This is a genomic window from Microbacterium sp. STF-2, assembly GCF_034650155.1.
Classification (GTDB): Bacteria; Actinomycetota; Actinomycetes; order Actinomycetales; family Microbacteriaceae; genus Microbacterium; species Microbacterium maritypicum_A.
In genome coordinates this window covers 495,401-520,962 of record NZ_JARKMW010000001.1, presented here as the reverse complement: position 1 = coordinate 520,962, position 25,562 = coordinate 495,401, and the positions used below count along the sequence as shown (strand labels likewise).

General features: G+C 67.1%; 18 protein-coding genes and 1 tRNA gene. 5 read left to right on the top strand and 14 right to left on the bottom strand.

Going from position 1 to position 25,562, the window contains the following annotated elements:
- Positions 1-21: 21 nt before the first annotated feature.
- Complete coding sequence (gene polA / locus MicroSTF_RS02490) at positions 22-2,655, bottom strand: DNA polymerase I (RefSeq protein WP_322953358.1); 2,634 nt, start codon at positions 2,653-2,655, stop codon at positions 22-24.
- Between the two features lie 45 nt (positions 2,656-2,700).
- Here polA and MicroSTF_RS02485 point away from each other — a divergent pair, with 45 nt between their 5' ends.
- The gene (locus tag MicroSTF_RS02485; RefSeq protein ID WP_021200587.1) at positions 2,701-3,129 is read left to right on the top strand and encodes a hotdog fold thioesterase; all 429 of its coding nucleotides are present in this window, start codon (positions 2,701-2,703) and stop codon (positions 3,127-3,129) included.
- On the opposite strand, the gene MicroSTF_RS02480 is transcribed toward MicroSTF_RS02485, so the two are convergent.
- Together MicroSTF_RS02480 and MicroSTF_RS02475 are read right to left on the bottom strand one after the other, a co-directional pair.
- Positions 3,104-3,679 carry a GNAT family N-acetyltransferase gene (locus MicroSTF_RS02480; protein ID WP_322953354.1) on the bottom strand — a complete coding sequence of 192 codons (576 nt, stop codon included), beginning with the start codon at positions 3,677-3,679 and terminating at the stop codon, positions 3,104-3,106. The genes MicroSTF_RS02485 and MicroSTF_RS02480 overlap by 26 nt on opposite strands.
- A gap of 2 nt (positions 3,680-3,681) precedes the next feature.
- On the bottom strand, positions 3,682-4,302 hold the full coding sequence (locus tag MicroSTF_RS02475; RefSeq protein WP_017830602.1) for an ANTAR domain-containing response regulator: 621 nt from the start codon (positions 4,300-4,302) through the stop codon (positions 3,682-3,684).
- A 101-nt stretch (positions 4,303-4,403) separates the two neighbouring features.
- Between MicroSTF_RS02475 and MicroSTF_RS02470 the strand changes: the two genes are divergently transcribed.
- Positions 4,404-4,486, top strand: a tRNA-Leu gene (locus MicroSTF_RS02470).
- A 48-nt stretch (positions 4,487-4,534) separates the two neighbouring features.
- Here MicroSTF_RS02470 and MicroSTF_RS02465 read toward each other — a convergent pair.
- The 3 genes from MicroSTF_RS02465 to MicroSTF_RS02455 all read right to left on the bottom strand — a co-directional run bounded on the left by MicroSTF_RS02465 (position 4,535) and on the right by MicroSTF_RS02455 (position 9,505).
- Positions 4,535-5,593 carry a zinc-dependent alcohol dehydrogenase gene (locus MicroSTF_RS02465; RefSeq protein ID WP_322953348.1) on the bottom strand — a complete coding sequence of 353 codons (1,059 nt, stop codon included), beginning with the start codon at positions 5,591-5,593 and terminating at the stop codon, positions 4,535-4,537.
- Between the two features lie 89 nt (positions 5,594-5,682).
- On the bottom strand, positions 5,683-6,522 hold the full coding sequence (locus MicroSTF_RS02460; protein ID WP_322953346.1) for a universal stress protein: 840 nt from the start codon (positions 6,520-6,522) through the stop codon (positions 5,683-5,685).
- Positions 6,523-6,535: 13 nt separating this feature from the next.
- Positions 6,536-9,505, bottom strand: a complete 2,970-nt coding sequence (locus MicroSTF_RS02455; protein WP_322953344.1) for an MBL fold metallo-hydrolase RNA specificity domain-containing protein — start codon at positions 9,503-9,505, stop codon at positions 6,536-6,538.
- 257 nt (positions 9,506-9,762) lie between these two features.
- On the opposite strand from MicroSTF_RS02455, the gene mgtA reads away from it, so the two are divergent.
- The 3 genes from mgtA to MicroSTF_RS02440 all read left to right on the top strand — a co-directional run bounded on the left by mgtA (position 9,763) and on the right by MicroSTF_RS02440 (position 13,283).
- Positions 9,763-12,411 (top strand): magnesium-translocating P-type ATPase, encoded by a 2,649-nt coding sequence (gene mgtA, locus MicroSTF_RS02450; RefSeq protein WP_322953342.1) that lies wholly within the window; start codon positions 9,763-9,765, stop codon positions 12,409-12,411.
- A 117-nt stretch (positions 12,412-12,528) separates the two neighbouring features.
- Complete coding sequence (locus tag MicroSTF_RS02445) at positions 12,529-12,990, top strand: universal stress protein (RefSeq protein ID WP_297553892.1); 462 nt, start codon at positions 12,529-12,531, stop codon at positions 12,988-12,990.
- 113 nt (positions 12,991-13,103) lie between these two features.
- Entirely contained in the window at positions 13,104-13,283 is a 180-nt protein-coding gene (locus MicroSTF_RS02440; RefSeq protein WP_322953340.1) for a hypothetical protein, read from the top strand.
- A gap of 3 nt (positions 13,284-13,286) precedes the next feature.
- On the opposite strand, the gene MicroSTF_RS02435 is transcribed toward MicroSTF_RS02440, so the two are convergent.
- The 8 genes from MicroSTF_RS02435 to trpC form a co-directional block, all read right to left on the bottom strand.
- Positions 13,287-13,973 (bottom strand): alpha/beta hydrolase, encoded by a 687-nt coding sequence (locus MicroSTF_RS02435; protein WP_322953338.1) that lies wholly within the window; start codon positions 13,971-13,973, stop codon positions 13,287-13,289.
- 79 nt (positions 13,974-14,052) lie between these two features.
- Positions 14,053-15,501 carry a pyruvate kinase gene (gene pyk, locus MicroSTF_RS02430; protein ID WP_021200591.1) on the bottom strand — a complete coding sequence of 483 codons (1,449 nt, stop codon included), beginning with the start codon at positions 15,499-15,501 and terminating at the stop codon, positions 14,053-14,055.
- A gap of 58 nt (positions 15,502-15,559) precedes the next feature.
- Positions 15,560-17,026, bottom strand: a complete 1,467-nt coding sequence (locus tag MicroSTF_RS02425) for a glutamate synthase subunit beta (protein ID WP_021200592.1) — start codon at positions 17,024-17,026, stop codon at positions 15,560-15,562.
- A complete protein-coding gene (gene gltB, locus MicroSTF_RS02420) occupies positions 17,019-21,542 on the bottom strand; it encodes a glutamate synthase large subunit (RefSeq protein ID WP_322956314.1) in 4,524 nt (1,507 codons plus the stop codon). The genes MicroSTF_RS02425 and gltB overlap by 8 nt, the downstream gene beginning before the upstream one ends.
- 143 nt (positions 21,543-21,685) lie before the next feature.
- The gene (lgt, locus tag MicroSTF_RS02415) at positions 21,686-22,711 is read right to left on the bottom strand and encodes a prolipoprotein diacylglyceryl transferase (protein ID WP_021200594.1); all 1,026 of its coding nucleotides are present in this window, start codon (positions 22,709-22,711) and stop codon (positions 21,686-21,688) included.
- A gap of 10 nt (positions 22,712-22,721) precedes the next feature.
- Complete coding sequence (gene trpA, locus MicroSTF_RS02410; RefSeq protein WP_029259243.1) at positions 22,722-23,525, bottom strand: tryptophan synthase subunit alpha; 804 nt, start codon at positions 23,523-23,525, stop codon at positions 22,722-22,724.
- A complete protein-coding gene (gene trpB / locus MicroSTF_RS02405; protein ID WP_021200596.1) occupies positions 23,522-24,790 on the bottom strand; it encodes a tryptophan synthase subunit beta in 1,269 nt (422 codons plus the stop codon). Before trpB ends, trpA begins: the two co-directional genes overlap by 4 nt.
- Positions 24,790-25,560: an indole-3-glycerol phosphate synthase TrpC gene (gene trpC / locus MicroSTF_RS02400; protein ID WP_029259244.1), complete on the bottom strand. Its 771-nt coding sequence runs from the start codon at positions 25,558-25,560 to the stop codon at positions 24,790-24,792. Before trpC ends, trpB begins: the two co-directional genes overlap by 1 nt.
- Between the last annotated feature and the right edge of the window lie 2 nt (positions 25,561-25,562).

Genomic DNA, 25,562 nt, shown 5'->3' with positions numbered 1-25,562 from the left:
ACCCCCTCTCGCCGCCGGGTCTCAGTGCGCCGCTTCGTTCCAGTCGCGGCCGCGTCCGACCTGCACGTCGAGCGGCACCGAGAGCTCGGCCGCATCCCCCATCCGGGCGCGCACGATCCGCTCCGTGGCATCCCACTCCCCCGGAGCGACCTCGACCACGAGTTCGTCGTGGATCTGCAGCAGCACGCGAGAGGAGAGCTGCTCGGACCGGAGATCGTCGTGGATGTGCAGGAGCGCGATCTTCATGATGTCGGCCGCACTGCCCTGGATCGGAGCGTTGAGCGCCGCACGCTCGGCGTTCTCGCGCAGCACCCGGTTCGGACTCGCCAGGTCAGGGAACGGACGACGGCGGCCGAAGATCGTCTCGGTGTAGCCGACCTCCTTCGCCTTCATCACCGAGGCCCGCAGATAGTCGCGCACGGCGCCGAAACGTGCGAAGTACTCGACCATGAGCTGCTTGGCCTCGGACTGCTCGATACGCAGCTGCTTGGAGAGCCCGAAGGCGGAGAGGCCGTAGACGAGACCGTACGACATGGCCTTCACCTTGGTGCGCATGGCCGCAGTGACGTCGCTCGGCTCGACGCCGAACACCCGCGCGCCGACGAAGCGGTGAAGGTCTTCTCCGCTGTTGAACGCTTCGATCAATCCTTCATCACCGGACAGGTGCGCCATGATGCGCATCTCGATCTGCGAGTAGTCAGCCGTGAGCAGAGACTCGTACCCCTCGCCGACTTCGAAAGCACTGCGGATGCGGCGAGATTCCTCGGTGCGCACCGGGATGTTCTGCAGGTTCGGATCGGTGCTGGAGAGACGACCGGTCTGGCTTCCGGTCTGCACATAGGTCGTGTGCACACGGTGGTCGTCGCCGATGGCCGTGTCGAGCGACTCGATGATCTGGCGCAGCTTTGTGGCTTCGCGATGCTGCAGCAGAAGGCTCAGGAAGGGATGGGGATTGCTCTCCTGCAGGTCGGCCAGCACCGCGGCATCCGTCGAGTAGCCGGTCTTGGTCTTGCGGGTCTTGGGGAGCTGGAGGTCTTCGAACAGGACCTCTTGGAGCTGCTTGGGCGAGCCGAGGTTGAACTCCCGTCCCACGACGGAGAACGCCTCCTGCGCGAGCCCTTCGGCTCGGGTGGCGAGCTCACCGGAGAACGTCGACAGCACGTCGTGAGAAACCGCCACGCCCGCGACCTCCATATCGGCGAGGGTGAGCAGTGTCGGGAGCTCGATGTCGACCAGGACCGCGGCGACCGGCTCGGGGATGTCTTCGCGAAGCGCATCGGCGACGCGAAGCGCGAACCATGCCTCCTGCGACGGGGTGGCCCCCTCCGTCTCGGGGACGAGCTGCGTCGGATCGGCCTCGGGAAGCTTCTCGCCGAGGTAGCGTTCGACCAGATCGGAGAGCGTCTTGTCGGGGAAGCTGGGGCGCAGCAGCCAGCCAGCCAGGCTCGTGTCGTAGGCGAGCCCGCCGAGGCGGACGCCCTGGCGGATCAGCGCCTTCACCTGCGGCTTCGCGTCGTGGAGCACCTTCGGCGCGTCGGACTCGATCCATCCGCGCAACGCTTCGGCGGCGGCGTCTGCCCAGTCGGTCTCGCGGAGCTCGGTCAGCGTGGCGGCACCGATGCGCACGGGGACCCCGCCTTGGGTCGTGATGCGCAGAGAGACGTCGCCTTCCTGGGCCGCGGCCCACGTGGCGAGATCGGTCGGCGTCACCTCAGCGGGGACGGGAAGGACGACGACGGATGCGGGGTCGTCGGCGACCTCGCCTGCGCCCACGGCCTCGAACACGCGAGGCAACAGGGTGCGGAACTCGAGGCGCGCGAAGATGTCACGCACAGCCTGCGGATCGATCGGTGCCACCGCGAGATCGGCGGGGCCGACCGGAAGCTCGACGTCGGTGAGCAGGCGGTTGAGCTTGCGGTTGCGACGGACGTCCTCGATGTGGTCGCGGAGGTTGCCGCCGACCACGCCCTTGATCTCATCGGCACGGGCGATCAGCTCATCGAGCGAGCCGAACTGCGTGAGCCACTTGACCGCGGTCTTCTCGCCGACCTTCGGCACGCCGGGGAGGTTGTCGCTCGTCTCCCCGACGAGTGCCGCGATGTCGGGGTACTGCTCTGGTCGCACCCCGTAGCGCTCCTGAACGGTGGACGGGTCGTAGCGCTTGAGCTGGGAGACACCCTGCACCGACGGGTACAGCAGCGTGACATCGTCGTTGACGAGCTGGATGGTGTCGCGGTCGCCGGAGACGACGAGCACTTCGAAGCCCTGCTCCGCGCCCTGCGACGCGAGGGTCGCGAGGATGTCATCGGCCTCGATCCCCTCTTTCGTCAGGACCGGGATGGACATGGCGGCGAGGCAATCCTGAAGGAGAGGGATCTGACCCTTGAACTCCTGTGGCGACTCCGACCGCGTCGCCTTGTATTCCGGGTACTCATCCGTGCGGAACGAATGACGCGAGGTGTCGAAGGCGATCGCCAGATGCGTCGGCTGCTCGGCCTTGATGAGGTTCACCAGCATCGACAGGAAGCCGTAGATGCCGTTGGTGTGCTGATTGTCCTTGGTCGTGAAGTTGTCGACCGGGAGGGCGAAGAAGGCACGATAGGCGAGCGAGTGGCCGTCGACGACCATGAGGGTAGGCTTTGCGGAGTCCGTCACCCTGTCAGCCTAACGAGGACGACAGACACCCGCTGAGGAGGATGCATGAGCGACGTCGCGATGAGCGAGGGACTCGACTGGGCCACGGCCCGTGGAATGGGTGCTCTGGCCGAGAAGATGGGCATGGAGTTCGTCGAGTTCAGCGTCGAGCGCTGCGTCGCGACCATGCCCGTCGAAGGCAACACCCAGCCGGTGGGACTCATGCACGGCGGCGCCTACGTGGTGCTCGGGGAGTCCCTCGGATCGATGGCGGCGAACCTGCACGCCGGTGCCGGCCGACTCGCCGTCGGTGTCGACATCAACGCGACGCACACGCGGTCGGCGACCTCGGGTGTCGTCACGGGAGTGTGCACGCCCGTGCACCTGGGCAGGAGCATCACCGTTCACGAGATCGTGGTCACGGACGATCAGGGGCGTCGCTGCTCGACGATCCGCATCACCAACATGATCAAGGACCTTCCCGCCGAGCGCTGAGCGGTTCCTCCAGCAGTCGCTGGAACAGCATGTGGTCCTGCCACTCCCCCGCGATGCGGAGGTATCTCGGCGCCATGCCGATGCGCTCGAAGCCGTTTCCGAGCAGCACCCGTTGTGACCCGAGGTTGTGCAGCAGCGTCGCCGCCTGCAGCCGATGGAGGCGCAGTTCTGCGCGCGAGTACTCGATGATCTGCGCGACCCCGCGGCTCGCGAGCCCACGGTGCAGCCTCGACCTGTCGACCCAGTATCCGAGGTCGGCGCTCCAGAACGCGCCACGGACGATGTTGTTGATGTTCATTCGTCCGCGGATCTCTCCGTCACCGGATTCGATGACGAAGCGGATGCTGCGGCCACTGGCCGCATCATCCACGCATTGCTGCACATGCTGCTCTTGCGAGTCGACGGAGAAGAACGCCTCGCTGCGGGTGGGTTCCCACGGTGCGAGATGCTCGCGGTTCGCGAGATAAGCGCGTGAGAGCGCAGCGCCATCGCCCCGCCGTACGGGCCGCAGGATGTGCTCGGTATCGAGCCGGAGGATCCCGGCGTCCACCGCTACTTCTTGGGAGCGAGCTGTTCGATGATCGCCTTGGCGACGTCCTGCATCGTCAGACGGCGGTCCATGGACGCCTTCTGGATCCATCGGAACGCCTCGGGCTCGCTCAGGCCCATCTTCTCGTTGAGGAGGCCCTTTGCACGGTCGACGAGCTTGCGGGTCTCGAAGCGCTCCACCATGTCGGCGACCTCGGCCTCGAGCGTGATGATCTGCTCGTGGCGGGCCAGCGCGATCTCGATCGCGGGCAGGAGGTCGTTCGGGGTGAACGGCTTCACGACGTACGCGAGAGCACCCGCCTCGCTGGCGCGCTCGACGAGCTCCTTCTGGCTGAATGCCGTGAGGAGGACGACGGGGGCGATGTTGCCCTTGTGCAGCTTCTCGGCGGCACTGATGCCGTCGAGCTGAGGCATCTTGACGTCCATGATGACCAGGTCGGGACGCAGCTCGGTCGCCAGAGCGACAGCGGTCTCTCCGTCACCGGCCTCACCGACCACATCGAAGCCGTTGTCGCGGAGGATCTCGACGATGTCGAGACGGATCAGCGACTCATCTTCGGCGACGACGACGCGTCGGGGTGCGGATGACGTGGGCTGCTCAGCCTGCTCTTCTTGCTCTGTCACACAACCATCCTAGTGGAGTGCCCCTGTCCACAGGCCGTAACCACCCTGCGCGGAGGATCACTCCCCCTCCCCTGCGCTAAAGTCGTAGACGCGACACACGAGCCGGCGTGGCGGAATGGCAGACGCGGAGCACTCAAAATGCTTTGTCCGAAAGGGCGTGTGGGTTCGAGTCCCACCGCCGGCACCCTTGCAGGTTGACCCCCGAAGCGGGTGATCCTCTTCAACGCGCACGTCACAGGGAGGCGGCGGTGCCGTCGTGCGTCGACACGACATCGGCGGTGTGATACCGGAACACGAGGCGGGCCGGCACGGTCCCCGCCAGCACCTCGTCGACCGATGCGTTGACCTGGTCCAGCTCGCGGGGCTCGGTGACGACCCGTGTTCGTCCGGCGGCATGAAGGTCGAAGACCTCTGCCAGATCCTGCCTGGTCCCGACGATGGAGCCGATGATGCTGATCCCCTTGAGCACGGTGTCGAAGATCGGCACCGTGAGCTCCCCACCGGCGGGAAGGGACACCAGCACGAGCCTGCCGCCGCGGTTCAGAGAGCGGAAGGCCTGGTCGAAGACCGCGGGGGCGACCGCGAGGACGACGACGACGTCCGCGTCACCGAGATCTCGGATCGCAGCGACCGGATCGGCGTCGGCGGCGTTCACCACGTGGTCGGCACCCAGCTCGGATGCCAGATCGAGCTTCTCGTCGGTGATGTCCACCGCGATGACCTTGGCGCCCACCAGGCGCGCATACTGCACCGCAAGGTGACCGAGCCCCCCGACACCGAAGATCGCGACCGTCTCGCCCGGCGTGACATGCGCGTTCTTGATCGCCGCGTAGGTCGTGACTCCGGCGCAGGTAAGCGGCGCGGCATCGATCGCGGTGATGCCGTCCGGAACAGGAACGGCGAAGCGGGCGTCTGCCAGCATGTACTCGGCGTAGCCGCCGTCGACGGCGTAGCCGTTGTTGTACTGGCTCTCGCAGAGGTTCTCTCGACCATCGACGCAGTACCGGCATTCGCCGCATGCGTGGCCGAGCCAGGGCATCGCGACTCTCTGTCCGACCGTGCGGCTGGTCACGCCGTCACCGAGCTGTTCGACGATGCCCACGCCTTCGTGCCCCGGGATGAGCGGGAGCGGAGGTTTGACCGGCCAATCTCCGCGCATGGCGTGGATGTCGGTGTGGCACAGTCCGCATGTCTCCACCCGGACAAGGACCTGGCCCGGACCCGGCTGCGGGATGGGACGCTGTTCCACCTGCGCCGGTGCACCGAACTCTGTGACGACTGCTGCTCGCATCATTCCTCCTGGACGGGACTCGTGGATGCCTCGATTCTGACGCCGCAGGACCTTCTTCCCCGGGTCGAAGGTCCCACCGTGGCGGGCGCTCACCGGACGAGCACGGTGACAGTGGAGGGACTCGAGAGGACCTCTTGGCTGGTCGAACCGAGGAGGAATCGGGCGATCGCGCCACGGCCGTGAGAACCGATGACCGTGAGACGCGCGTCCCGCGCGAGGCGGTTGATGACGGTGGCGGCATAACCGCGCTCGACGACTCGATGCACCTCGAGCTGCGGGTACAGGCGAGAGATCCCCGCCAGAGAATCCGTCAGTGCCTCCTCCGTCACCTTCTGCATGCCGGAGAGATAGTCCGCAGGATAGGCCGACATGTTGAGCGGCAGCGGGACCGTGACCCAGGTGTTGACGACGGTGAGCGGATCGCCGGCACGCGCGGCTTCGGCCGCGGCGAAGTCGATGAGCTTCCCGGACACCGGGGATCCGTCGACGCCCACGATCACGCCGCGTCGACCGGCGAGGTCGATGTCGGGAACGACGACCACCGGGCAGTGGGCGCCTGCGGCCACACGGAGGCCGCGGCGGATGCTCCGCGCACCTGCATGATCCCCCCGGAAGTCGCTTCCGATCACGAGGAGATCCCACACCATCGATGCGCTGATCAGTTCGTCCACCGGGTTTCCTCGCGCGACCAGGGTGTCCACCTTCACCCCGTGCGCCCTGACATGCTCCGCTTCGCGTTCGAGCAGCGTCTGCGTCAGGCTGATGGCCTCGGCGACGACCGCCCCTTCGCCGACCGTGCCGATCGCGCCGCCCACGACCGAGAGGAGCTCGACCCTGCTGAGCCGTTCATTCGCGCGGTGCGCCGCCCACTCGACGGCCCGTCGGGAAGCAGGGGTGTCGACGACTCCGACCAGGATGCTCTCTTGCATGAGTGGTTTCCTTTCAGGGGGCGAAACGTGCGCGGGGTCGGGGCTCGGGACCGATCGGTACTTTTTCTCCGTGGTCGGGAACGCGTGCCGGCCATCCCAGCTCGTGTTCGATCCGGAATCGCAGCGTGTCGGCGGCGGCGGGTTCACCGTGCGTGACGTAGACGGCACGGGGAGCGTGCGATACGCCCCGCATCCAACGGAGCAGCCCATCGGCATCAGCATGCGCTGACATCGAGTCGATCGCGACGACCTCGGCTTCCACGGCGATCTCTCTGCCGAACACGCGCAGGGAGCGCGCGCCGGACAGGAGACGAGCTCCGCGTGTGCCGCCGGCCTGGTATCCGGTGAGGACGATCGCATTGCGCGCGTCGGGCGCGTAGGCCTGAAGGTGGTGCAGGATGCGTCCTCCTGCAAGCATTCCGCTCGCGGAGATGATGATCATCGGCCCTCCGCGCAGATTGAGCAGTTTCGAGTCGTCGACGCTGTGGATCGGCGTCGCGAGTGCATACAGCCGATCGACCTCTTCCCGGGACAGCCGATGCTCCTCCGGGTGGCGTCGGTACACTTCGGCGACGCTGATCGCCATCGGGCTGTTGACGTAGATCGGCACATCGGGGATCTCACCGCGGTCCCGCAGGCGGGACAGATGCAACAGCACCGTCTCGGTGCGGCCGACGGCGAAGGCGGGGATGAGCACCACTCCGTTGCGACGCACCGTACGCCGCACGATGTCCCCCAACGATGATTCCGGGTCGACAGTGCTGTGTGCGCGATCTCCATACGTGGATTCGGTCACGAGGACGTCGGCGCCCTCGAAAGGGTGCGGCGGCCGCATGAGGGGATCATCGGTTCGTCCGAGGTCACCGGTGAAGCACAGCCGACGACCGTCGACGTCGAGGTATGCGCTCATGGCGCCCAGGATGTGACCGGCCGGATGAAGCACGACGCCGATCGCGCCGGATACGGATGTCTCCTCCCCTTCGGGCACGATGACGAATCGTTCCACGGCGCGCTCCGCATCCCGCGTCGTGTAGAGAGGCCTGGGGTGCTCATGCCGAGACCACTTGTGCTTCGCCGCATGCCGTGCCTCCTCCTCGAGCAGATGCGCACTGTCCATGAGCATGATCCGGCAGAGGGACGCCGTGCCTGCACTCGCGTAGATGCGACCCCCGAACCCGTCTCGGACGAGTCCCGGCAAGTACCCGGAGTGATCCAGATGCGCGTGGGTGAGGACCACCGCGTCGACGGACTCCGGAGGAACCGGAAACGGTGCACGATTGCGCTCGCGGAGCACCTTGAATCCCTGGAACAGTCCGCAATCCACGAGGATCTGCGAGGAAGGGTCACTGACGAGATAACGCCAGACGTGTGAGCTGAGCAGGTAGTTCAGCGAGGAGATCGGTCGGCGCCAGGGAATGCCCTTCGCGGTCTTCAGCCACTTGGCGTGCTGATTGAACATCGAGTCGACGATGTGCACGAACGCCTCGTAGGAGTTGAGGACTCCATGACGCCCCGTCAACAGGTAGCCCTCGAGCCACCCCTGACATTGATGCTCGCTGAGCATCTCGACGACGCGGCCGGCCCTGGCCAGGTGGTTGTCGTCATCGATCGGCCACAGCGCGGCGTTCCACTGCTTGTCCGTGACCTCGAAGACGGCGTCGAGACGGTTGGAGGCGATCTCATCGGGGCCGAAGATCCGGAAGTCCTTCGGGTTGGCCGCGATCACATCGCGCAGCCAGGTGCCGAGAACGCGAGTGGCCTCACTCACGGACCCTCCCGGGGCCGGGACATCGACGGCGTAGTCGCGGAAGTCAGGGAGAACCAGGTCCCTCCGCAGGAGGCCGCCGTTCGCGACAGGGTTGGCACTCATCCGCGCATCCCCCTCCGGCGCGAGAGCGGCGATGGACGCCCTGATCGAACCGGCGTCGTCGAACAGCTCCTCCGGCCGGTAGGAGCGCATCCAGTGCTCGAGCAGCTCGGTGTGCGCGAGCGTGTCGCGGGCGTTCCGAAGAGGAACCTGGTGCGAACGCCAACTGTCCTCCGCCGGATGTCCGTCTATCTCCTTCGGGCAGGTCCACCCCTTGGGGGTGCGCAGCACGATCATCGGCCAGGCGGGACGGGCGTCGAGCGCACCCGACGCCGCATCCGCCTTGATCTGCGCGATGTGGTTGAGCACCTGATCCAGGGTGTGCGCGAATCGTCTGTGCACGTCGACGGGATCCTCACCGTCGAAGCCTCCGGAGACGAGGTACGGTGTGTGCCCGTACCCGCGCATCAGCTGCAGCAGCTCCTCCTCGGGGATGCGGGCGAGCACGGTCGGATTGGCGATCTTGTAGCCGTTCAGGTGGAGGATCGGCAGCACCACCCCGTCGTGCTGGGGATCGAGGAACTTGTTCGAGTGCCATCCGGTCGCCAGGGGCCCGGTCTCGGCTTCGCCGTCGCCGACGACCGCAGCGACCAGCAGGTTCGGATTGTCGAATGCGGCCCCGTATGCGTGGGACAGCGAGTAGCCGAGCTCGCCACCCTCGTGGATCGACCCCGGGGTCTCCGGCGCTACGTGGCTCGGAATCCCCCCGGGGAAGGAGAACTGGCGAAACAGCGCGCGGACGCCGTTCTCGCTGCGCGGGATCGCGTCGTACACCTCGCTGTATGTGCCGTCCAGGTACGCGTTGGCGACCATCCCGGGCCCGCCGTGACCCGGCCCCGCGACGAAGAGGACGCCGAGCGCACGCTCTCGGATGACGCGGTTCAGGTGGGCGTAGATGAAGTTGAGGCCGGGCGTGGTCCCCCAGTGGCCGAGCAGTCGCGGCTTGATGTGGTCGCGGGTGAGCGGTTCGCGCAGCAGAGGGTTGTCGAGCAGGTAGATCTGCCCCACCGACAGGTAGTTCGCTGCACGCCACCACGCGTTCAGAGCCTCCAGCGTCGGGGGTGACGGTTCTGTCAGCTCGATGCTCGGCCAGCTGAGGGCTTCGGACGCACTCATCGCTTTTCTTCTCGGAAGGGGGTTCGCGTCATGAGCACGAGTACATCTCCGTTCGCTCATGAGCTCCAGTGCCGAAGGTCCCGAGCCTGTTGGTCCGCCGAGCCGATACCTCACCGCGACGGGGGCCGAAAGTCCCGTCTCATCCACTCGGACTGCGTTGGAATGGAGAGGTCGACGCCAGGGCCGCGTCGACGGAATCTTCGACGACCGTATATGGCGGAGCGACAGCGGCGGATGGCGCCGTATGGGGAGCAAGCATGGACCGTGGCACTCGAGTCGAGAGATCGACGACACCGCCCCGACTCTCCCTGCGCGCAGCGGCGGCGCAGACGAGCGATGCTGTGCTCTCCGGTGTGAGGTCGAGCTCGGAAGGACTGTCCGTGGGAGACGCCGGCGAGCGACTGGCAGCTGACGGGCCGAACGCTCTGCGCGCACGGCGGGCGAAGCCCTGGATCGTCTTGGGACGTCAGCTGCGCAGCCCGATCCTGATTCTCCTGTGCGTCACAGCCAGCCTGTCGGTGTTTCTCGGAGAGGCCACGAATGCCGTCATCATCGCCGTGATCCTGGCTGCGAGCATCGGGCTCGGTTTCGTGAACGAGTTCCGTGCGGAACGCGCGGCGGACCAGCTCCACGATCAGCTGAGGCACACGGTTGTGGTGGTGCGCGGGAACGCAGGGAGCGAGGTGGACGTCACCGATCTCGTCGTCGGCGACCTCGTCGACCTCAGCATGGGCAGCGTCGTCCCCGCGGACATGCGACTGCTCACCACCAGCAACCTGTCCTGTGACGAGAGCATCGTGACCGGCGAGTCCCTCCCCGCTGAGAAGATCGTGGAGCCGGTGGCTGACGACGCCGCGATCGGAGACCTCGCCTGCTGCGTGTTGATGGGCACTGTCGTGCAGTCCGGCAGCGGGACAGGAGTCGTGATCGCGACCGGACCGCGGACGGAGTTCGGACAGATCGCTGCCGGCCTGTCGACCCCGCAGCCGCAGACCGACTTCCAGCGCGGACTCGGCAGATTCTCTGCGCTGCTGCTCAGCGTCGCGCTGATCCTGACGGCGGCGATCTTCATCGCGAACGTGCTGTTGAGGCGTCCTCCGCTGGATGCGTTGCTCTTCTCCCTCGCGATCGCCGTGGGCATCACTCCGCAGCTCCTCCCTGCCGTGATCAGCGCCAGTCTCGCCGCCGGATCGCGGGCGCTGGCCGCACGCCGGGTCCTGGTGAAGAGACTCGTCTGCATCGAAGACCTCGGAGACATGGACATACTCCTCACCGACAAGACCGGGACCCTCACGGAAGGAACGGTCCGCTTCGATGAGGCCCTGAGCGTGGATGGATCGATCCCACCGGACCAGGTCTTGCTGTGGGGGTTGCTGTCCACTGAGGCCGACGGCGCCCTCGGCGACCAGGGAAAACACCGCCTGAATGCGCTGGACGCCGCACTCTGGGCAGCTGCGCGTCCGGCCCGTACCCATCCGGAGACCTTTCAGCGGATCGACCTGCTTCCCTTCGACCACGAAAGGCGGATGACCTCGGCACTGGTCGATGCGCCGGATGGCGTGCGCACGCTCGTCACGAAAGGGTCGCCGGAGGATGTCATGGGCGCGTGCGCGCACATACCGTCCGCTGCCGAGAGCATCCTGGCCGCCCAGTACAGTGTCGGCGCGCGGGTGATCGCGGTGGCACGGCGTCCCGCCCCCGAGCTTCGGCAGCTCACACCCGGCGACGAGCAGGGGTTGACCCTGATCGGGTTCCTCACGTTCGTCGACCGACCCAAACCCGACGCTCGCGCCTCGCTGGAACGGCTGACGACGCTGGGGATCACCGTGAAGATCGCCACCGGTGACAGCGCCGAGGTGGCCGAAAAGGTCCTCGACGACCTCGGGTTCACCTCCGGCGGCACTCTCACAGGATCTGGGATCGATGCCGTGAGCGACGCCGACCTGCGGGCCGCCGCCGCGAGGGCGTCTGTCTTCGCCCGTGTCTCCCCCGAGCAGAAAGCCCGGATCGTGGGGCTGCTGCGCCACGAAGGGCGAGCGGTCGGATTCCTCGGCGACGGCGTCAACGATGCGCTCGCGCTTCACCAGGCCGACATCGGCGTGTCCGTCGAGACGGCCGCGGACGTCGCCAAGGATGCGGCAGACGTGCTGCTGCTGGACAAAGACCTGGGTGTGCTGGCCGACGGGGTCACCGAGGGGCGGCGGATCTTCGCGAACACGATCAAGTACGTGCTGATGGGCACGTCCAGCAACTTCGGGAACATGTTCAGCGCCTCCGTCGCCTCTGTGGTGCTCCCGTTTCTGCCGATGCTTCCGGGACAGATCCTGCTGAACAATCTGCTCTACGACACCGGGCAGCTCGCGATCCCCGGCGATCGCGTGGACCCCGAGCAGCTCAAGGCCCCCGCGCATTGGGACATCGGCTTCATCCGACGGTTCATGCTGGTCTTCGGGCCCATCAGCTCGCTGTTCGACTTCGCGACATTCGCGTTGATGATCTTCGCCTTGCACGCGCGCGAGGGCGAGTTCCAAGCGGGCTGGTTCATCGAGTCCATCGCGACCCAGTCACTGATCATCTTCGCGATCCGCACCCGCCGCATCCCCTTCTTCCGCAGCACGCCCTCCCTCGCTCTCATCCTTACCTCCGTCGGAGTCGTCGCCGTGGGCGTGTGGTTGCCGTATTCACCGCTCTCCGAGGTGCTCGGCTTCCTGCCACTGCCCGCTCCGTTCTTCCTCGCGCTCGTCGGCATGATCGTCAGCTATCTGGTGTGCGTCGAGGTCGCCAAGGGCTGGTTCTTCCACACTCTCGCCGATCACCATCGCGCATCGCCACCCGTTCGGACTCGCGGATATCCGCACCGCGTGCACCGTCGCTCCGCCCGGTTCACCCCGCGACAAGGCAGCTGACCGCATCCGCATCGGGAGCGCAAGGCGGCACCGTCCGGCTCCTCGGGCACCGCCGCTGTGATCATCGGTGTGACCTTCGTCCCGGGGATCGCGCACCGGATCCACGATCGTGGGGGCATGGAGATCACACGGACCGACCGCATCATCGTGGGCGTCGATGGCTCGGCGTCATCGGTCGAAGCGCTGCGCTACGCCGCTCCCCTGGCGGACGCCCTGAACAGAACTCTGCACGTCGTCACCACATGGACCGCACCACCTGTCGATCCCTATGCGGCCCTCGAGTGGTCGCCCGAACAGGACGCCGAGGAGATTCTCAGCGAGAGCATCCGGAAGGCCTTCGGTGGACGACCACCAGCCGGACTGACCCAGCGGGCGCTGCTCGGTACTCCCGCACGAACGCTCATCGGACTGAGCGAGAACTGCTACATGCTCGTGCTGGGCAGTCGCGGTCACGGAGGGTTCGCCGGATTGCTCCTGGGCTCGGTCAGCGCCGCTTGCGCAGAACACGCGCACTGTCCCGTCCTGATCGTCCACACGCCGAAGACCGCAGGCGCTGACGGCGACGACGCTCTTCTCTGATCCCGAGGAACTCTCTCGACGCGAGGACGACGAAGCCGTCCTCGCCCGTCGGTGCCGACGGACATCCCCTCAGGGTGCCGGTCTTCGTCGGGCCGGGAAGAGCAGACGAGCTGGTGCTCCCGAGCGCGACCGAGGGCTACGTGAAGCTGCTGTGCACGCAGAACGCCGAGGTGACGTTCCACCGCTACCCGGGCGTCACCCACGGCCTCGCCGATGACGTCGCGCTGCCGGACCTGCTCCGGTGGCTCCCGACGCTCGGCGGAAACCGCGCGGCTGCCGAGGGCTGGGGCTGAGCGCTAGTCCGCCAGAATCGCGAGCTCTGCCAGAACGCGCGGGTGGGCGAGGATCCGGAAGTGCCCGCCCGTGTCGAGGCGGACGTTCTTGGCTCCGGCGAGTTCGCTCCCCTCCGGGATATGGGGGTCGAACGCCGCATAGACCGACACGATCCGCTCGTTCACCGTGAGCTGCTGCGCGAGGCTCACGATCGACGGGTCTTCCGGTGAGAACTCCCGCAGAGTCCGCGACAGCATGAGCCGGGCATAGCGCGAACCCCCGAACGGGGTCGCGATCGCGAGCATCGAACGCACTCGCTCGCCCGCGGGACCCGTCATCACGACCTTTCCCGCGAGACCCCCTTTGCTGTGGGCGACGAGGATCACATCGTCGAGCCCGTTCTCCGTCAGGAACGCCTCCACAGCCCGCGCCATGTCCGCCACCGGTCGCTGATTCCGGTGAAGCGTATCGACGATATGAACCGGATGCCCGCGGTCGTGCATGGCGGCGACGAGCGGCTGCAGGAACCGCCACGTCTCATAGACGCCCGGGAGGACGACGATGTGCGCCGCACTCCCGGATGCGAAGGATGCCGGATCGGTGCGGTCGAACATCGCGCGCACCTGCCAGTACCCGGCGTACACGTAGTCGGCGATCCACCACCCCGCGTTCTTCAGCACGCCGATGACGCGCTCCTCCGACGACACCACGGCTCCATGAGTGAAAACTACCCGATGCGCATGACAGAGGGGGCGGGACCGAAGTCCCGCCCCCTCTGGATGCTGTGCGTCAGACGCCGGCCTTATAGATCGGAGCTGCACCGCGGATCGCATCGCCGACCTTGTGCACACGAAGGTCGTTCGTCGATCCGACGATTCCGGGAGGGGAGCCGGAGATCACGACGACCTTGTCCCCTTCCTCGGCGAGACCGTTGCCGAGCAGATACTCGTCGACCTGGTGATACATCAGGTCGGTGTGCTGCACCATGTCGACCAAGGTCGAACGGATGCCCCAGGTCAGCGCCATTCGGCGACGGATGCCCGGCTCGGGCGTGAACGCGATCATCGGGATGCGCGAGCGCAGGCGCGACAGACGACGCGCGGAGTCGCCCGACTGGGTGAACACGCAGAGGAACTTCGCGTCGACGAACTCGGCGACCTCGAGAGCAGCAAGCGTGATGGCACCACCCTGGGTGCGGGGCTTGGTCGTGAGGGGCGCGATGCGCTCCAAGCCGTGCTCTTCCGTGGACGCGATGATCCGCGCCATGGTCTCGACGACGACCACCGGGTAGTCGCCGACGCTGGTCTCACCCGACAGCATGACCGCGTCCGCGCCGTCGAGCACGGCGTTCGCGACATCCGAGGTCTCGGCGCGGGTCGGCACCGGGCTGCTGATCATCGACTCGAGCATCTGCGTCGCGACGATGACCGGCTTGGCCATGCGACGCGCGATCTCGACGGCGCGCTTCTGCACGATCGGCACGGCCTCGAGCGGAAGTTCCACACCGAGGTCGCCACGAGCGACCATGATCGCGTCGAACGCGTCGACGATCTCTTCGAGCGCGTCGACGGCCTGCGGCTTCTCGACCTTGGCGATGACAGGGACGCGGACGCCCTCTTCCGCCATGATCTCGTGCACACGCTCGACGTCGGCGGCGTTGCGCACGAACGACAGGGCGATCAGGTCGGCACCGATGCGCAGACCCCAGCGAAGGTCGTCTTCGTCCTTCTCGCTCAGCGCGGGGACGTTGACGGCGACGCCGGGCAGGTTGATGCCCTTGTTGTTGGACACGGCACCGGCGACGATGACCTTGGTCGTGACGGTGACGCCGTCTGTCTCGACGACCTCGACCCGGACCTTGCCGTCGTCGATCAGGAGGAAGTCTCCCGGCTTGACGTCATGCGGCAGACCCTTGAAGGTCGTCCCGCTGATGTCCTTGTTGCCGATGATGTCTTCGGTGGTGATCTTGAAGATGTCGCCCTTGGCGAGTTCGTAAGGGCCGTTCTCGAACTTGCCGAGACGGATCTTCGGGCCCTGCAGGTCGACGAGGATGGCGACGGCACGGCCGGCGTCTTCTGCGGCACGACGCACGTTGGCGTAGTTGTTCTCGTGCACGGAGTAGTCGCCGTGGCTGAGGTTCAGTCGAGCGACATCCACCCCCGCATCGATCAGTGCGCGCACCGTCTCATAGGTGGAGGTGGCGGGGCCCAGGGTGGCGACGATTTTCGCGCGTCTCAAAGATTTCTCCAGGGTAGAAGTGGGGGAAGGTAAATCAGGCGACGGTGCCGGCCTCAGCCTACGCGGGCTGGAGACCGATCGCGACATCACTCGGGCGCACCGGCTCGGGCAGCACGGTGGTGCCCATCAGGAACCGGTCGACGTTCGCCGCCGCCGCACGCCCTTCGGCGATGGCCCAGACGATGAGCGACTGACCGCGTCCGGCGTCGCCGGCCACGAACACGCCGGGAACCGTCGACTCGTACGAGGAGTCGCGACGGAACGCACCCCGGTCGGTCACCTGCGGAAGCGTGTCCTCGGTGTATCCGCCCTGCTCGGGACCGGTGAATCCCATCGCGATCAGGATGAGGTCGGCCGGGATCTCGCGCTCCGTGCCGCTCTTGGGCACGCGACGACCGTCGACGTACTCCGTCTCCGCCACACGCAGCGCTCGGACCTCGCCGACCTCGTTGCCGAGGAACTCGACGGTGGATGCGAGGAAGACCCGCTCGCCGCCCTCCTCATGCGCAGACGAGACCTCGAACACGGTCGGCATCATCGGCCACGGCTGGTGGTCGGGACGCGTGTCACCCGGCTGCTTGCCGATCGCGAGGTTGGTGACGCTGAGTGCGCCCTGACGGTGAGCGGTGCCGATGCAGTCCGCTCCGGTGTCACCGCCGCCGATCACGATGACGTGCTTGCCCTCGGCGCTGATCTGATCGGCGACCTTGTCTCCCGCGACCGCGTGGTTCGACTCCACGAGGTACTCCATGGCGAAATGCACCCCGTCGAGGTCACGGCCGGGGATGGCGAGGTCACGCGGCACGGTCGAGCCGGTGGCGATGACGACCGCGTCGTACCGCGCGCGCAGATCGGGCCAGGAGATGTCCTTGCCGATCTCGACACCGGCACGGAAGCGGGTGCCCTCCTCCTGCATCTGACGAAGTCGCGACTCGAGCTGGGTCTTCTCCATCTTGAAGTCGGGGATGCCGTAGCGGAGCAGACCTCCGATGCGGTCGTCACGCTCGAAGACCGCGACGGTGTGCCCGGCGCGGGTGAGCTGCTGCGCGGCGGCGAGACCCGCCGGTCCCGATCCGACGACAGCGACGGTCTTGCCCGTCAGGCGCTCCGGCGGCTCGGGTTCGACCCAGCCCTTCGCGAACGCCTCGTCGATGATCGAGACCTCGATCTGCTTGATGGTCACGGCCGGCTGGTTGATGCCGAGCACGCACGAGCTCTCGCACGGCGCAGGGCACAGCCGTCCCGTGAACTCAGGGAAGTTGTTCGTGGCGTGCAGACGCTCGATCGCCGCGCGACCCTCACCGCGCCACGTCAGGTCGTTCCACTCCGGGATCAGGTTGCCGAGCGGGCACCCCTGGTGGCAGAACGGCACACCGCAGTCCATGCAACGGCCGGCCTGACGACGGAGCACCTGCTTGTCACCGGGCTCGTAGACCTCTTTCCAGTCCATGATGCGCACCGGCACCGGACGTCGTGCGGGGAGTTCCCGCTCGGTCACCTTCAGAAAGCCTTTGGGATCAGCCACCGGTCACCTCCAGGATGCGGTTCCACACGATGTCGCCGTCGGGGTCGATCCCCTCGGCCAGCGCCTCCTCGCGCATGCTCCGCACGGCGGCGAAGTCACGAGGCAGCACCTTCACGAACTCTGCAGCGGTCGCCTCGAAGCTCTCGAGGAAGGACGAGGCCAACGGCGACGCCGTGCGCTCGACATGCGCGACCAGCAGGCTGCGCAGTACCTCGAGGTCCGCTCGATCGAGCGGTTCGAGCAGCAGCTCTCCACTCCCGAGGGATTGCGCGTTCACCTTGCTCGTGTCGAGCGCGTGCACATACGCCACTCCCCCGGACATGCCGGCGCCGAAGTTGCGCCCGGTCGACCCGAGGATCACGGCCAGACCACCCGTCATGTACTCCAGAGCGTGGTCACCCACGCCCTCGACGACAGCGGTCGCACCGGAGTTGCGCACGAGGAAGCGCTCGCCGACGACGCCCGAGATGAACATCGTCCCCGAGGTCGCGCCGTAGCCGATCACGTTGCCGGCGATCACGTTCTCGTGCGGAGCGATCGCGGAGCCGCGCGGCGGGCGGATCGTGATGTCGCCGCCGGAGAGCCCCTTGCCGACGTAGTCGTTCGCATCGCCCTCGAGGCGGAGCACGATCCCCGGCGGCAGGAACGCGCCGAGCGACTGTCCGGCGGTGCCGTGCAGCGTAACGTCGATCGTGCCCTGCGGCAGACCCGCCGCCCCGTGCCGCGAGGTCACCTGGTGACCCAGCATCGTGCCCACGGCGCGCTCGGTGTTGGCGATGGGCAGCTCCACCACGACGGGTTCGCCGTTGAGGAGCGCCCCCTTCGCGATGTCGATGAGCTGCACGTCGAAGTGCTTCTCGAGCTCGTGATCCTGTGTGCGCCCGCTGCGACGCGGCTCACCCGCAGGGAACACCGGTCCTTCGAGCACCGGAGTGAGGTCGAGCCCCTCGGCCTTCCAGTGCTCGACAGCGGCGTTCACCTCGATGAGGTCGGCACGGCCGACGATCTCGTCGATCGAGCGGTATCCGAGTTCGGCGAGGAGCTCGCGCACCTCCTCCGCGATGAACTCCATGAAGTTCACGACGAACTCGGGCTTGCCCGTGAACCGCTCGCGCAGCACCGGGTTCTGGGTCGCGACGCCCACCGGGCAGGTGTCGAGGTGGCATACGCGCATCATGATGCAGCCGCTGACCACGAGCGGAGCCGTGGCGAAGCCGAACTCCTCGGCTCCCAGCAGGGCTCCGATGATCACATCGCGACCGGTCTTGAGCTGCCCGTCGACCTGCACGACCACACGGTCGCGCATGCCGTTGAGCATGAGCGTCTGCTGCGTCTCGGCGAGACCGAGCTCCCACGGCGTACCGGCGTGCTTGAGCGAGTTCAGCGGGCTGGCACCCGTTCCCCCGTCGTGACCGGAGACCAGGATGACGTCGCTCAGTGCCTTCGCGACACCCGCCGACACCGCACCGATGCCCGACTGGCTCACCAGCTTGGTGTGGATGCGTGCCTCGGGATTCGCTCTCTTCAGGTCGAAGATCAACTGCTTGAGGTCTTCGATCGAGTAGATGTCGTGATGCGGCGGCGGCGAGATCAGGCCCACCCCGGCGGTCGCGTGACGTGTACGTGCCACCCAGGGGTACACCTTGGTCGGGGGCAGCTGACCTCCCTCGCCGGGCTTGGCACCCTGCGCGAGCTTGATCTGGATGTCGTCCGCCTCGGTGAGGTAGAGGCTCGTGACGCCGAAGCGTCCGGAGGCGACCTGCTTGATCGAGCTGCGGCGCTCGGGGTCGACCAGCCGATCGGGGTCCTCGCCGCCCTCGCCCGTGTTCGACTTGGCCCCGATGCTGTTCATCGCGATCGCGAGGGTCTCGTGCGCTTCCCGGGAGATCGAGCCGTAGCTCATCGCCCCCGTGGAGAACCGCTTGACGATCGCGGAGACCGGTTCGACCTCGTCGAGCGGCACGGGCTTGCGTGTGCCGGTGCGCAGGGTGAAGAGTCCGCGCAGGGTCTTCAGCTCTGCGGCCTGCTCGTCGACGAGCTTCGTGTACTCGCGGAAGATGTCGTACCGCCGTGTGCGCGTCGAGTGCTGCAGCTTGAACACCGTCTCCGGATTGAACAGGTGCGGAGAACCGTCCCGACGCCACTGGTACTCGCCGCCGGTCCACAGACGCTCGTGCGCACGTGCGGCCGCATCCTCGGGATACGCGTAGTCGTGGCGCGCCTGGTTCTCGGCGAAGATCTCCTCGATGCCGATACCGCCGAGCTTGGACTCGGTGCGCGTGAAGTACGCGTCGATGAACTCCTGGCTGAGGCCGACCGCCTCGAACACCTGAGCGCCCGCGTACGACGACACCGTGGAGATGCCCATCTTCGACATGATCTTGAGCACGCCCTTGCCGAGCGCGTAGATCAGGTTCTTGACCGCCTTCTCGGGCGTGATGCCGTTGATGTAGCCGGTGCGCACGAGGTGCTCGACCGTCTCCATAGCGAGGTACGGGTTGACGGCGGAGGCGCCGTAGCCGATCAGCGTCGCGACGTGGTGCACCTCGCGGACGTCACCCGCTTCGACGATGAGACCGACCTTCATGCGGTTCTCGCGCCGGATGAGATGGTGATGGATCGCCGACACCATGAGGAGAGACGGGATCGGGGTGAGGTCCTTGTTGGAGTCGCGGTCCGACAGGATGATGAACTCGGCGCCGTTCTCGATCGCCTCGTCCACCTCTGCGCACATCTCGGAGAGCCGGTCCTGCAGCGTCTGGGGCCCGGCATCGAAGTGGTACAGACCCCGGATGGTCGCGCTCGACCGGCCGGGCATGGCCTTGTCGATGTGGCGGATCTTCGCGAGCTCGTCGTTGTCGATCACCGGGAAGTCGAGCGAGACCGTGCGGGTGTGCTCCGGCCCCCACGACAGCAGGTTGCTCTCCGGGCCGAGGCCCAGCTTGAGGCTCGTCACGACCTCTTCGCGGATCGAGTCGAGAGGCGGGTTGGTCACCTGCGCGAACTGCTGCGTGAAGTAGTCGAACAACAGCCGGGGACGCTTGCTCAGCACAGCGATCGGCGTGTCCGATCCCATGGCGCCGAGCGGCTCGACGCCGGTCTGCCCCATGGGGGTGAGGAGGATGCGGACCTCTTCCTCGGTGTAGCCGAAGGTGCGCTGACGGCGAGTGATCGATGCCGGCGGGTGCACGATGTGCTCGCGCTCCGGCAACTCGGCAAGACGCACGGCACCGGCGTCCAGCCACTCCTGCCACGGATGCATCGTGGCGAGGTCGTGCTTGATCTCGCTGTCCTCGACGATGCGGCGCTGCGCGGTGTCGACGAGGAACATCTTCCCGGGCTGCAGGCGACCACGGCGCTTGATGCGCTCCGGCTCGAAGTGCAGCACGCCGGTCTCGGAACCGATGACCACGAGCCCGTCGGTCGTCTCGGTCCAGCGTCCAGGACGCAGGCCGTTGCGGTCGAGCGTGGCACCGACGAGCGTGCCGTCGGTGAAGATCAGAGCGGCAGGGCCGTCCCACGGTTCCATCTGGTTGGAGTGGTACTCGTAGAACGAGCGCAGTTCCGGCGTGATGTCGGCCTGCTTCTCGTAGGCCTCAGGAACCATCATCATGATGGCGTGCGGCAGGCTGCGGCCGGTGAGGGTCAGCAGCTCGAGCACCTCGTCGAACGAGGCCGAGTCGCTGGCACCGTCGGTGCAGATGGGCAGGAGCGGGGTGATGTCGCCCAGCAGTTCGGATTCGAGCTGAGACTGGCGGGCGCGCATCCAGTTGCGGTTGCCTCCGACCGTGTTGATCTCACCGTTGTGGGCGAGCATGCGCAGCGGCTGCGCGAGCGGCCACGAGGGGAACGTGTTCGTGGAGTACCGGGAGTGCACCACGGCGAGTTCTGACGCGAAGCGCTCATCCTGCAGGTCGGGGTAGAACGGCTCGAGCTGCAGCGTCGTGACCATGCCCTTGTAGCCGAGCGTGCGCGCCGAGAGCGAGACGAAGTAGGCGCCGAGTTCGTGACCGGCGCGCTTGCGCAGACGGTAGGCGACGCGGTCGAGGGCGATGCCCGTGAGCGGCGCATCGGTGTGGGTCGCCCCGCCGGCGCTCACGAAGAGCTGCTCGAAGGCAGGACGGGCCTCATCGGCGAGCTTGCCGAGGTTCTCGTTGGCGGTGGGGACGTCGCGCCAGCCGAGGACCCGGAGGCCCTCGGAGCGGGCGATCTTCTCGATCCCGGCCTTCTGCTGGCGGCGCTCGCTCGAATCGCGGGGCAGGAACGCCAGTCCGGCCGCGTACTCCCCCACGGGTGGCAGTTCGAAGCCGACGACGGCGCGGAGGAACGCATCGGGCATCTGCGTCAGGATGCCGGCGCCGTCCCCGGTGCCCGCATCCGAGCCGATGGCTCCGCGGTGCTCGAGGTTGCGCAGGGCCTCGAGGGCCAACGCGATGATGTCGTGCCCGGCTTCGCCGCGCAGGGTCGCGACCATGGCGAGGCCGCAGGCGTCCTTCTCGAACGCCGGGTTGTACATGCCCTGCTTCGGGGGGTATGCGCCGGAGGCGCCGTAAGGGGGCTGGAAGTACACCAGTTACCGTCCTCAGATCTTCGAGTGAAACCCGGGGACGACGTCGGCCCGCTCGTTCAGTGCAATGGTTCTCCCGCCACGAGGCGGCGTTATCGAGAGCCGTCCTCGCTCGTGGGAGCAGTGCTTGTGGCGGTGGCTCCTGCGGTGACTTCTTCGGTCGGAGGCTCGCTCACGTCCACGAAGTCAGAGGGATTGTTCTGCGATTGTACATCAGCGTCCACGTCCGTCCGTTCGCGGCCCGGCTGGTACGGCGAAGGCTCGAGTCCGGGGTGTCGACGTGTCTGGACGATGAGGATCGCGAGACCGACGAGGACGCCGATGATCGCGGCAAGGACGTTGCTGCGCAGGCCGAGGATGATCTCGCTCGGATCGATGCGGATCGACTCCCAGACGATGCGGCCTGCGCTGTACCAGATCAGGTAGATGGCGAACAGACGGCCCCACTGGAAGAAGAGCTTGCGGCCGAGCCAGAGCAGGACGATGACTCCCAGTCCGTTCCAGAGAACCTCGTAGAGGAAGGTCGGGTGGAACAGCGTGCCCTCGGGCAGCCCCGGGGGGAAGGCCGAGTTCGTGGACGGGATCTCCAGCCCCCAGGGCAGGTCCGTGGGAAGACCGAAGAGCTCGTTGTTGAACCAGTTGCCGAAGCGGCCCATGGCCTGCGCCAACAGCAGGCCCGGGGCCAGGGCGTCGGCGAACGTCCAGAAGCGGATACCGGTCCAACGGCACCCGAGGTACGCACCGATCGCACCGCCGATGAGGGCGCCGAAGATCGCGATTCCGCCCTCCCAGATCGCCCACACCGAGCCGGGCTGGAAGGGGTTCCAGGTGTTGATCCCCTCCCCGAAGTAGTCGTTCGGGTGGGTCAGGACGTGGAAGATGCGCGCACCGATGATCGCCAGGGGCACGGCCAGGATCGAGATGTCGATGACGACCCACGGCTCCGCTCCGCGCTTGGTGAGACGGTGATTCGTCAGGAAGGTCGCCACGATGATGCCGGCGATGATGCACAGCGCGTAGAAGTGGATCCGAATGGGCCCGAGGTCGAAGTACGAGACCGTGGGGCTCGGGATGCTGGCGAGCACGTTCGTGAAGGTGCTGTGGAGCGCGAGTGACATGAGTGCGATTCTAGTTCTCGTGATCGGGGCGTGCCGACGAGGTGCCGGAGGCCAGGTTTCGGGTGACTTCCGCAAGGGCGGGCACGCCGCCGTCACGCAGGGCGCGGACGAGCGCGGTGCCGACGATCGCGCCGTCGGCATACTCCGACACTCCGGCGATCTGCTCGGCGGTGGAGATTCCGATGCCGACGCATGCACGGTGAGCGCCGTGCGCGCGAAGACGCCCGACCAGGGTGCGGGCGGCGCGATCGAGCTCAGCGCGCTCCCCGGTGATGCCCATGGTCGAGACCGTGTAGACGAACCCGGTGGACGACTTCACCACAAGGTCGAGACGCTCGTCGGAAGAGGTCGGAGCGGCGAGGAATACCCGGTCCAGGCCCGTCCGCTCGCTCGCGGCGATCCACTCCCCTGCCGCGTCGGGTGTGATGTCGGGCGTGATCAATCCGGCGCCGCCCGCAGCGAGCAGGTCGTCCGCGTAGCGGTCGATGCCGTACTGCATGACCGGGTTCCAGTACGTCATCACGAGGACGGGCACATCGGTCGCCGCCGTGATCGCGCGGATCGCCGTGAAGAGGTCGGCCATCCGGAAACCTGCCGCCAGGGCCTTGGTGGTCGCCTCCTGGATGATCGCGCCGTCCATCACCGGGTCGCTATACGGCGGGCCCAGCTCGATGATGTCGACACCGTTCTCGGCGAGGGCGATGGCCGCCTGGATGCTCGTCTCGAGGTCGGGGAAGCCCACGGGCAGATAGCCGACGAAGGCACTGCGCCCGGCGTCCTGTGCGCGCTGGATCGCCTGTTCGACGCGGCTCATAGCTGCGGCTCCCCCTTCGCGGCCAGTTCTTCCTCTTCGCTCTCCGCGGCGACATCGTGGGCCAGAGCGGCCTCGTCGTAGAGCTGGAAGTAGCGCGCCGCGGTGTCCATGTCCTTGTCGCCGCGGCCGGACAGACACACGGCGATCAGTCCGTCGGGGCCGAGCTCGCGGCCGATGCGCAGGGCACCGGCGAGAGCGTGCGCCGACTCGATGGCGGGGATGATCCCCTCTGTCCGGCTGAGCAGACGCAGCGCCTGCATCGCCTCGTCGTCGGTGGCCGGGATGTACTCGGCACGACCGATGTCGGCGAGCCACGAGTGCTCCGGACCGACGCCCGGGTAGTCGAGTCCGGCGGAGATCGAGTGCGACTCGACGGTCTGGCCGTCGGCGTCCTGGAGGACGTAGGTCTTCGCACCGTGCAGCACACCGGGGCGGCCCCGCTCGATCGACGCCGCGTGCTTCTCGGTGTCGACGCCGTCGCCCGCCGCCTCGACGCCGTAGAGCTTGACGCCCTCGTCATCGAGGAACGCGTCGAACATGCCGATCGCGTTGGATCCGCCGCCGACGCACGCCATGACGGCGTCCGGCAGACGACCGACCTCGTCGAGCAGCTGGGCACGCGCCTCTTCGCCGATGATCTTCTGGAAATCACGGACCATCGCGGGGAACGGGTGCGGTCCCGCCGCGGTACCGAAGATGTAGTTGGTGGTCTCGACCGACGCCACCCAGTCGCGGTAGGCGTCGTTGATCGCGTCCTTGAGCGTTCGCGAACCCGAGGTGACCGGAACGACCTCCGCGCCCAGAAGGCGCATGCGGGCGACGTTGAGCGCCTGACGCTCGGTATCGACCTCGCCCATGTAGATGGTGCACTCCAGACCGAACAGCGCCGCTGCGGTCGCCGTCGCGACGCCGTGCTGACCGGCACCGGTCTCGGCGATCACGCGGGTCTTGCCCAGACGCTTGGTCAGCAGCGCCTGACCGAGCACGTTGTTGATCTTGTGCGAGCCGGTGTGGTTGAGGTCTTCGCGCTTGAGGAAGATGCGCGCACCCCCGGCGTGCTCGGCGAACCGCGGTACCTCGGTGATGGCGGAAGGGCGGCCGGCGTACGAGCTGAGCAGGTGCGCGAGCTCGGCTCGGAACTCCGGATCGACGATCGCCGCCTCATAGGCCACCGTCAGCTCATCGATCGCGGCGATGAGCGACTCAGGCATGTAGCGCCCGCCGAACTCGCCGAAGAAGGGGCCGTGCTGGTCGCGCAGGCTCATCATGCCTCCAGGAAACTCTTGAGGGTGGCGACCGGGTCGCCGGTCACGAGCGCCTCGCCGATCAAGACGACATCGGCGCCGGCGGAGCGGTAGTGCACGACATCGGCGGGCGTCAGCACCGCGGACTCCGCGATCTTCACCGCCGTGTCGGGGATTCGATCGACCAGGCGCCCGAAGAGGTCGCGGTCGAGTTCGAGGGTCTTGAGGTCTCGCGCGTTCACGCCGATCAGCGGCGCGCCGAGATCGATCGCGGCCTCGAGCTCATCCGCGGAATGCGTCTCCACGAGAGGGGTCATGCCCAGCTCGCCGATGAAGCCGAAGAGATCACGGAGCACCGCGGGCTCGAGGCCCGCGACGATCAGCAGAACGAGGTCGGCACCCGCCGCACGTGCTTCGAGCACCTGGTAGCGGGTGGCGATGAAGTCCTTGCGCAGCACCGGCAGCGAGACCCGGGCCGTGACGGCCTCGAGGTCGGCGAGGCTTCCGCCGAAACGACGCTCCTCCGTGAGGACGCTGATCGCGGAGGCGCCGCCCGCCTCGTACAGGGAAGCCTGCAGCGCGGGATCGGGGATGTCGGCGAGAGCTCCTCGCGAGGGGCTCGCGCGTTTGACCTCCGCGATGATCTTCACCCGATCCGACGGTGCGAGGAACGACAGGGCGTCCTTGGCCGCGGGGCGTGCGAGAGCGTCTCGCTCGACAGTGGCCAGCGGGCGCGACAGGGAGCGACGCTCAGCGTCTGCGACAGCGCCGGCCGTCAGGTCGGCGAGCACCA